General features: G+C 68.1%; 5 protein-coding genes and 2 tRNA genes. 5 read left to right on the top strand and 2 right to left on the bottom strand.

Annotation, left to right across the window (positions count from 1 at the left end):
* The 4 genes from F8D48_RS11065 to sstT all read left to right on the top strand — a co-directional run.
* Positions 1 to 1413: class I SAM-dependent methyltransferase (locus F8D48_RS11065; protein WP_240806331.1), on the top strand; the 1413-nt coding region annotated here is incomplete at its 5' end.
* 203 nt (positions 1414 to 1616) lie between these two features.
* Positions 1617 to 1691 (top strand) — tRNA-Asn (locus F8D48_RS11060).
* Between the two features lie 194 nt (positions 1692 to 1885).
* Positions 1886 to 1971, top strand: a tRNA-Leu gene (locus F8D48_RS11055).
* A gap of 78 nt (positions 1972 to 2049) precedes the next feature.
* A complete protein-coding gene (gene sstT / locus F8D48_RS11050; protein WP_151432056.1) occupies positions 2050 to 3321 on the top strand; it encodes a serine/threonine transporter SstT in 1272 nt (423 codons plus the stop codon).
* Between the two features lie 134 nt (positions 3322 to 3455).
* Here the strand turns inward: sstT and F8D48_RS11045 are convergent, their stop codons facing one another.
* The gene (locus F8D48_RS11045; protein WP_151432054.1) at positions 3456 to 5126 is read right to left on the bottom strand and encodes an MFS transporter; all 1671 of its coding nucleotides are present in this window, start codon (positions 5124 to 5126) and stop codon (positions 3456 to 3458) included.
* A gap of 225 nt (positions 5127 to 5351) precedes the next feature.
* Between F8D48_RS11045 and F8D48_RS11040 the strand changes: the two genes are divergently transcribed.
* On the top strand, positions 5352 to 7226 hold the full coding sequence (locus F8D48_RS11040; RefSeq protein WP_151432052.1) for a BglG family transcription antiterminator: 1875 nt from the start codon (positions 5352 to 5354) through the stop codon (positions 7224 to 7226).
* Positions 7227 to 7463: 237 nt separating this feature from the next.
* On the opposite strand, the gene F8D48_RS11035 is transcribed toward F8D48_RS11040, so the two are convergent.
* On the bottom strand, positions 7464 to 7804 hold a 341-nt coding region (locus F8D48_RS11035), incomplete at its 5' end, for an amidohydrolase family protein (RefSeq protein ID WP_151432050.1).

Genomic DNA, 7804 nt, shown 5'->3' with positions numbered 1-7804 from the left:
ACGGGAGGCGGCCACACAGGCCGCCTGCTCGGCCACGGCCCGAGCATCGTCCTCGGCCCGGCCGGCCGGGCCGAGGACGATGCTCGGGCCGTGGCCGAGCAGGCGGCCTGTGTGGCCGCCTCCCGTCGCGCGCCGGCCGGGTCCCGTTTCGGCTTTGTCGGTGTTGGCGGCTTTTCGGCCCGCTTTCGCACTCCGGCCGCCGAGCGCATCGAGCTCGGCCGGGGTCGGGCCGAGGCGGTCCTCGAGCGCTTCGACGCGCCCCCTTGCGAGCCGGCGGTCATCGCCGTGGCCAACCCGGCCGGAGGCACCGAGCTTTCCGTGGAGGTGAACGACGCCGCCTCGGCCCAGTTCGCGAGCCGGCTGCGCAAGGTGGCTCGGGAACGGCGCAAGTGGGCCGCGCGCGAGGGCGTTGCCTGCTACCGCCTCTACGACGGTGATCTGCCCGAGTACGCCTGCGCCATCGACCTGTACGAGGGCGCCGGCGATGCCGAGGGCATTCTCTACGCCCACGTGGCCGAGTACGCCCCGCCCAAATCGGTGAACCCGGATGTGGCCCGGGCCCGTTTCGAGGACGTGCTCGCCATTGTGCCGGCGGTGCTCGGCATCCGTCCCGACCACGTGTTCTCCAAGGCGCGCCTGCGGGCCCGCGGCGGCGGCCAGTACCGTGACGCCGGCGGCCGCAGTTACGTGACCCATACGAGCGAGGACGGCCTTGTCTGCGAGATCGATCTGGGCGGCTACCTGGATACCGGCATCTTCCTCGACCATCGCACGACCCGCGAGATGGTGGGGAAGATGGCTGCGGGCAAGCGTTTCCTGAACCTGTTCGCCTATACCGGCGTGGCCACGCTGCACGCGGCGGCGGCCGGGGCCGCGTCTACCACCACGGTGGACCTCTCCCAGACCTATCTGGATTGGGCTGCCCGCAACCTGGAGGCCAACGGCTTTGCGGCCGAGGGAGACGCCCGCGTGGAAGGAGGCCGGGCCGGCAAGGGGAGAGGCGGTCGGAAAGCGGCCTCCCGCGGCCAGGGCTCCCACGAGCTCGTGCGCGCTGACGTGGTGCGCTGGGTCCAGGAGGCCCGCCGCGGGCGGCGCACCTGGGATCTCATCTTCGTGGATCCGCCCACGTTCTCCAACTCCAAGGCCATGGGGCGGCGCACCTGGGATGTGCAGCGCGATCACGCCGAGCTGCTTATCGGCGTCTCGCGGCTGCTGGCGAAAGACGGCTTGGCGGTGTTCTCCTGCAACCTGCGCAGCTTCAAGCCCGACCGCGAGGCCCTGGCCAAGTGCGGCGTGGCCATTGAGGACATCACGGCGAGCACCATACCCCACGATTTCGAGCGCAATCCCCGCATCCACCACTGCTATCTGGTGCGAAGGGCCGTCTCGGCGGAAGCGGAGGCCGATGCCTGAGGCCGGGCCGTCTCGACGGAAGCGGGGGGGGGCGATGCCCGGGGTCGGACCTGACCGATGACGGAAGTGGTGAGGGCCGGCGCTTGGGGCCGTCTGGTTGCCGATGAGAACTATTTTCGCCATCGACCAAAAAAGTTCTTGCAAACCCGAGGCGCTTCGGTATAATTCTATCTTGCGCTGAGGGCGAGAAGCCCCGCCGATATTCCTCGGTAGCTCAACGGCAGAGCATTCGGCTGTTAACCGAAGGGTTGTAGGTTCGAATCCTACCCGGGGAGCCATGATTGTTCAGAACCCTCCTCCTGGAGGGTTCTTTCTTTTCCCCTGCCGCCCTGCTTCGTGCGATCCGCGTGGATTCCCGTCCCCGAACAGGCGTATCCCAAATACGGTAATTGGCCGTTGTCCCCTTGTCGGGGCGGGTCTTTTGCTATCATGGAACGGCGCGGCGAAGATGCTTCGTCGCGAGTTCGGCAATGCGGGCGTGGCGGAATTGGCAGACGCGCCAGATTTAGGTTCTGGTGGGCAACCCCCGTGAAGGTTCAAGTCCTTTCGCCCGCACCATTTTTGCTTTCCGGCCCTCGGCCGGGCAGCCGGGACGCGCGCCGGAGGCGGCGTGCGCGAAGAAAAAGGAGAATCACCTTGGCAGTCCCCGCAGTATTCAGGAAGTACAACGAGATTAGCCTCATCAAGCGTATTCTCGTTGGCCTCGTTATCGGCATTGTTCTGGCGCTGCTCATTCCCAACGTGCAGCCCTGGACCGATGTCATCACGCTTTTGGGCTCGCTGTTCGTGGGCGCTCTGAAAGCCGTGGCGCCCGTCCTCGTGTTCTTCTTGGTCATCAGCGCCCTGTGCAACGCTGAGGGCGCCGGTACCATGAAGACCGTCGTCGTTCTCTACGTGATAAGCACCCTCGTGGCCGCCATCGTGGCCCTCATCGGCAGCGAGCTGTTCCCCTCCGTCCTCACCCTGGACACCTCTTCCATGGTGGAGCAGGCCGCTCCCGAGGGCATCGGGGAAGTGCTCACCACTCTGCTCATGAACATCGTGGCGAATCCGGTCGACGCGCTCATGAACGCCAACTACGTGGGCATCCTCGCCTGGGCCGTGGTCCTCGGCATCGCCCTGCGCGCCGCCGGCGAGCGCACCAAGGAAGTGTTCACCGCCATCTCCGACGCCGTGTCCAAGGCCGTGCGCTGGGTCATCAACCTGGCCCCCTTCGGTATCCTCGGCCTTGTGTACGCCTCGGTCAGCACCTCCGGCACCGACATCTTCTTCGAGTACGGCCACCTCATCCTGGTGCTTGTGGCCTGCATGCTCGTTATCGCGCTCATCACCAACCCGCTCATCGTGTGGGCGTGCACCCGCAAGAACCCTTATCCGCTCGTGCTGCGCTGCCTGAAGGACTCGGGCCTCACCGCGTTTTTCACCCGCAGCTCGGCGGCGAACATCCCCGTGAACATGGAGCTGTGCCGCAAGCTCGGCCTGAACAAGGACAACTACTCGGTGTCCATCCCGCTGGGGGCCACCATCAACATGGCCGGCGCCGCCGTCACCATCACGGTGATGACCATGGCCGCCTGCCAGACCATCAACCTGACCGTCGATCCGGTGACCGCGCTCATCCTCTGCGTGCTGGCCGCCGTGTCCGCCTGCGGCGCCTCCGGTGTGGCCGGCGGCTCGCTGCTGCTCATCCCCATGTGCTGCGCCCTGTTCGGCATCACCAACGACATCGCCATGCAGGTGGTGGGCATCGGCTTCATCATCGGCGTCATCCAGGATTCCTGCGAGACCGGTCTGAACTCCTCTTCCGACGTGGTGTTCACGGCTACTGCCGAGTACCGCCAGCTCATCAAGGAGGGCAAGGAAGTGCGCCTCGGCCAGGACGCCTATTCCGCCGACGAGCTCGCCTAGTTCCGCCGACGACATATGGTCCAAGCCCAAGGGAATCTGCTGAGGCAGGTTCCCTTTTTGTGTGTCGAGGCATGGGGGCGCCCGCCCGGCGCTCACGGCTTTGGCGGAGCGTGCGGCCCCTCTCTTCCGCGGGGCTAGGAGCGGGTGGTGCTCTCGGCCCGCTCGGTTCCCAGGGTCTTTCCGGGGCTCTCGGGAACGGCGGTCTCCACGAGGTTGCGCGTGGTCAGCAAACTGAGGAGCACCACGCAGCCGAGGGCGCCGAAGGTGAGGCGCATGGCATTGGATTGCGCGGCCGACTTCGCCTCCACAAGCTTGGCGGCCTGGTCCTCGCTCGCGCCCCACTGGGCGGTGAGCTCGTCGAAGGCATCGTCGGCCATGAGGGTGGAGGCCCGGTCGGTGGCTGCGGCCATGAGGTCGTGCTGCACGCCGCCCTCGGCGGCGAGGGTGGTGAAGCCGCCGGCCATGGTGAGCAGAAGGCACGTGCCCGCGAGCGCGGTGCCGAGGGCCAGGCCGATGGAGCGGGCCGCCCCCTGGATGCCGCCGGACTGCTCGGCCTCCTCGCGGCTCACCGAGCAGGCCACGGCGTTGTTAGCCTGGGAGTTCACGGCGCCTACGCCGAAGCCGCCGAGCGCCATGCCCAAGAACAGCGGCAGCGCCACCCCGTGCTGCTGCACGCCGAGGGCCATGAGGCCGCAGGCGCAGGCGAGAGCGACGAACCCGGCGCGGATGATGAACCGCGAGGACAGATGCGGTGCCAGCTTGGGTAGGAAGGTGGCCAGAAGGAACATCGGAATGCCCGAGAGCAGTGACAGGAGGCCCGTCTGCAGGGCCGTGAATCCGGTGACGAGCTGCAGGTAGGGCGTGGCCAAGATGCCCACGGCGCCCATGTAGAAGAACGGTACGAACACCGCGGCCAGGCCGGCGCGCACCCCCTTCGAGGTGACGAAGACCGTGGGAATGAGCGGGTTGCCCCGGCGCTCGGCCCGGCGCTCGGTGGGCACGAGCAGGCCGAGCAGCAGAAGCCCCGCCACGATGGCCGGCAGGGTGGGGGCCATGCCGAACACGGTGAAGGGGCACATCTTCTGCGGGGCGAGGATGCCCCAGTCCGACAGGTGCGACACGCCGAGCAGCGCGAGCCCCAGGCCGAGCGCGGCCACGGCAGTGCCGGCCACGTCGAAGCGGGCGTGCCTGCCGGCCGGCGGGGTGGCCGGCACGAGACGCGTGCAGCACAGCACGATGGCGAAGCAGGCGGCCATGATGGCGAAGGTGAGGCGGAAGCCGGCTTGGTCCATGACCGCGCCCAAGGCCAAAGGAGACAGGGTGGAAAGCGCCGCCGCTCCGGCAATGGTGCCGAAGGCGATGGCCCGTTGGCGTCCCTGGTACAGCGCGGCCACCAGACCCAGCACGGCCGGGGTCACCAGGCATGCGCCGAGCGCCATGACGACGCGGCCGCCCCAGGTGAACACGGCGATGTTGGGAGACAGCGTGGCGATGAGCTCGCCGACGAGCGCCATGGAAAGCCCTGCGGCCAGCCCCCGGCGCAGCCCGATGGTGACGCCCACCAGGCCGCCGGCGATCATGAAGGCGCCGGCAATGAGCGAGAACAGGGCCGTGGCCACCTGGATGTCGTCGAGGGTGGCCCCGAGCGACCCCACGAGGCTCGCCGTGGCCAGGTTCATGGCCGCGCTGTCGCTGGAGGTGCCGATCTGGGCCAGGGCCAGCACGGCCAGGGGCCCGTAGCTTGCCTGCGGGATCGTTGCGGGCCGCTGGTCGCTGCGATCAGCGGCGAGAGCCATAGTCGCCATAGTGAACCTCTCAACCGGTTGCGGACTCGCGAGTTGCGAAACCCAATATCTTGCCCGTTTCACTCAGAGATTTTCCCCCAAGGGACGGTGCGGGCGGCCGTGTCCCGGGGAATCTCTTCCAACTGTTGCCATCTTGCCACGGTATCGTCGCCCTCGGCGCCGCCGGCGGGGCTACACTGGTTCTGTGAGCGATTCGCTCAGGTACCACCGAGCAGAGGAGGGGCCATGAACAGCAGGCAGGGGGCGCTTCTGCGGGCGCTGCTCGATGCCGGCGACTACAAGACGTCCGCCGACTTCGGTCGCGAGCTCGGCTGCTCGGACCGCACGGTGCGCAGCGATGTGAAGGCGCTCAACGCGTTTCTCGAGCACGAGGGCTTCGCCACGCGGGTCGGCCGTCAGCGGGGCGCCGGGTTGCGCCTTGGGCTCGCGGTCGGCGAGGAGAACCGGCTGGTGCGTCTCCTCGGCGAGAGCGAGGCCGAGATGCACCCGCGCTACGAGCGCCTGTGCCAGGAGATGATCGCCCTTACCTGCTGTCCCGGCCCCCATAGCGCCGACAGCCTCGCCCGACGCCTGTTCCGCAACAAGCAGCAGATCCAGGCCGACCTGCACTGGTGGGAAGGGGTGCTTGCCGTGAGCGGCCTGAGGCTGTCGGCGGGGCGGACCGTCGCCGTGGAGGGACCGGAGTGGACCATCCGCGGCTTCGTCATGTCCATGCTGTTCTCCTTCCCGGCCCAGGCCGTGCGTCGCCGCATCATTCCCTCGCTGCTCGGCACCATGGACCCCTACGACCGGCAGTTCCTCGAGCGCTGCATCGACGAGATGGAGCGCGATCTGGGCTTCGAGTTCTCCAGCAACGCCCAGTGGCAGTTCAGCGTCTACCTCTGCATCATGGTCACGCGCATCAAGCTCGGCTGCGGCCTGCGCCATTGGCGCGACGACGGGGAACCGACCCAGTTCTTCGCCTATCTGCGCCGCCGCCTGGAGCGCCACTTCTCCATCGCCGTGAGCGAGGCGGAGATGGGGCTTCTGCGCGACATGGCGAACTGCTGCACCTGGCAGTGGAGCCTGGCGGCCATGGAGGCCTACGAGCCGAGCGAGCGGGCCCGGGCCATCGTGGATGACATCGCGGCCGCGCTGGAGGGGGCCTTTGGCGCGCCCTTGCCCGAGGATATGGGCAAGCCCCTGGCCATTCTGCTGGAGAGCGGCCTGGCCCGGCGCTCCTGCGAGCTTCTGGCCCCGAACCCCAACGAGAGCGCCGTGAAGTACGAGGCCATGGACGGCGCGCTGCTTTTGTCCTCGGTGCTGTGCGAGGTGCCCTCGCTCGTGGAGGCGGCCCTGTTCAGCCCCGATTACGCCCGGCTCGTTCTCGTGCTGTTGGATTACCTGGAGGCCACCGGGGCCATGCGCTGCTATCGGGTGGGGCTGGTGGTGAACTGCGGCATCGATCTGGCCCTGTGGGGCGCGCACCGCATGGAGAAGCTCTCCTCGCGCCTGTCGGTGGCAGATGTGTTGACGGAAAACGAGGTGCTCGCCGCAACCGCGGCGCCTACCTGCCGCCTGCACGAGCGCTTCGACTTCCTCGTGGCCTTCGAGCCTTTGGATGTGGACTTCCCCAGCGTGACCATCTCGCCTGCCGTGAGCCGCAGCGACATCGATCACATCATCGCCTCGGTGCCCCTGTGGCATCGGGGCCGCGAGGTGCGCGCCCCGTGGGAGCGCCAGGTCCTGCGCTGCCAGTCCGCGCCCGACAGCCTCCTTCGCGGCCTGTACCGCGCGCTTTCGGACGATGGGCTCATCGCCATGGACTTCGATCGCTTCTCGTGGCTTTTCTGGACGCTCTCCCTCGTGCGGGATCGCACCCTCGTGTTCGCCTGGTGCGGCTCGGGCGTCGCCTCCACGGCCATTCGCATCTACCAGTTGGAAGAGGAAGCACGCAACGAGGCTGTCGGCTGCACCATGGCGGCGGTGCTCGTCGTGGCCGAGGCCGATCGGGGCGACCTCATGCCCCTCACGCAGCGGTTCAAGCGCCTCGTGGAGGACTATGCCGATACCTCCGATCTTGTGAGCGACGACGGTTTCTTCGTCGGTTTCCCCGAATAGGAGAACCGTCGCGCATGCTCGGTGGCCGAGCGACCGAGCATGCGCCCCTTCCCGCTGCCCCCTACGGCCGCACCGCTTCGCATTCCCGGCATCCGCCCGGCCGAACCGCCGCGCATTCGTCGCGATTGCTCGGTCGGTTCGCAGCCTGTTCCCGCACTGCGTTCGGCGCATCAAAAAGGGGAGGCCGCGAAGGCCTCCCCTGAGTCGTACCCGGCCGGCGGGCGGAAGCGTGCGGGCCTACTGGCCGTCGCGCTCGTAGAGGGTCTCGCCCTCCTTGATGGTGGCGAGCACCTTGATGTCGCGGATCTCGCGCGGGTCCACGGCGAGCGGGTTGCGGTCGAGCACCACGAGGTCGGCCAGCTTGCCCGCCTCCAGGGTGCCCTTCAGGTCCTCCTCGCCGTACTGGTAGGCGCCGTTGAAGGTGATGGCGCGCATCGCCTCGTAGGGGGTGACCTTCTGGTCCTCGTCAAGCTGCGCGCCGGCCTTGGTGACGCGGTTCACGGCGCACCAGGCGGCCTCCAGCAGGTTCGGGCGCAGCACCGGCGTGTCGGTGTGCAGCGTGAAGGGCAGGCCCGCCC

Source organism: Adlercreutzia muris, assembly GCF_008831045.1.
Lineage (GTDB): Bacteria > Actinomycetota > Coriobacteriia > Coriobacteriales > Eggerthellaceae > Adlercreutzia > Adlercreutzia muris.
The sequence above is the reverse complement of the archived record's forward strand: the minus strand, read 5'-3'. Positions and strand labels throughout refer to the sequence as shown.

Bases quoted from the DNA above. Each gene is read 5' to 3' on its own strand.
- F8D48_RS11045 (WP_151432054.1), bottom strand. From the start codon at position 5,126: ATGGCGACTATGGCTCTCGCCGCTGATCGCAGCGACCAGCGGCCCGCA.
- F8D48_RS11040 (WP_151432052.1), top strand. From the start codon at position 5,352: ATGAACAGCAGGCAGGGGGCGCTTCTGCGGGCGCTGCTCGATGCCGGC.